This window comes from Adlercreutzia sp. DFI.6.23 (genome assembly GCF_024462535.1).
Lineage (GTDB): Bacteria > Actinomycetota > Coriobacteriia > Coriobacteriales > Eggerthellaceae > Adlercreutzia > Adlercreutzia rubneri.
This window is the reverse complement of sequence record NZ_JANGBP010000113.1, coordinates 1-428: the sequence shown is the minus strand read 5'-3', so window position 1 is coordinate 428 and position 428 is coordinate 1. Positions and strand designations below refer to the sequence as shown.

The following is a 428-nucleotide window of genomic DNA, read 5'->3' as shown; positions in this document are numbered from 1 at the left end:
GGCGGCTACGCCCAGGTTATTCCCATGGAAGACATCAACCTGCATTTCACCGGCGACTTCCACGCCATCGGCGCAGCCAACAACCTTCTCGCGGCGCTTCTTGACGCGCACATCCAGAACGGCAACGAGCTCGGCATCGATGTGCGCAAGATCACCTGGAAACGCGTGGTCGACATGAACGACCGCCAGCTGCGCCACATCGTGGACGGCCTCGGCGGCAAAGCCCACGGCGTGCCCCGCGAAGACGGCTTCGACATCACCGTGGCCTCGGAGGTCATGGCCATCTTCTGTCTGGCCACCTCCATCACCGACCTGAAGGAGCGCCTGGGCCACATCGTGGTGGGCTACACCTACGACGACAAACCGGTCACGGCCCACGATCTGAAGGCCGAAGGCGCCATGGCCGCGCTGCTGAAGGACGCCCTGAA

Annotated in this window: 1 protein-coding gene; it reads left to right on the top strand. The window is 63.8% G+C overall.

The window, feature by feature from the left end:
- A partial coding sequence (locus tag NE591_RS12575; RefSeq protein WP_371130605.1) for a formate--tetrahydrofolate ligase occupies positions 1-428 on the top strand: 428 nt, incomplete at both ends.